Origin of the sequence: Paenibacillus sp. IHBB 3054 (genome assembly GCF_051594305.1) — a bacterium.
GTDB lineage: Bacteria > Bacillota > Bacilli > Paenibacillales > Paenibacillaceae > Paenibacillus_AQ.
The window spans coordinates 1-396 of sequence record NZ_JBOFBG010000176.1 but is presented as its reverse complement, the minus strand read 5'-3'; the positions used below and the strand labels follow the sequence as shown (position 1 = coordinate 396).

The window sequence follows — 396 nt, the reverse complement described above, 5'->3', positions numbered from 1 at the left end:
GACGGTGGTACTATTTCGAACCAACCCTCAATCTTAGCAATAAATACAAATGGTCAGCTTTATAGTTGGACGAACGGTCCTTCCATGACAGAACAAAAAAGTTCCTTTGGCGACAAGTTCATAGGCTTTGTGGAAGTTCCTACAGTGGGTACTTTAGGTAGATACAGCACCTATGTAATAGATGACAAAGGTCGCATGTTCTGGGTAAATCATCAGTTAAATGGAGTAATGTATCTCGTGCAGGTGGCAGGGATACCGGCTGTTGCACCTACAGGATATGTAGCCCCAGTCGTCCTTGAAAAACCTACAAGCACCGTAACCACGAATAAATTAAATCAACAAGTAGTCAAAGTTGACTTCGGAAGTGAAACAGCTATTACAACGCGAGAGTTTTCA

1 protein-coding gene is annotated in these 396 nt (G+C 42.4%); it reads left to right on the top strand.

Annotated elements, in window-relative coordinates; genetic code table 11:
• Nucleotides 1–84 precede the first annotated feature (84 nt).
• Nucleotides 85–396 (top strand): hypothetical protein (locus ACQ76X_RS36345; protein ID WP_438498719.1); only part of this gene is annotated, 312 nt, incomplete at its 3' end.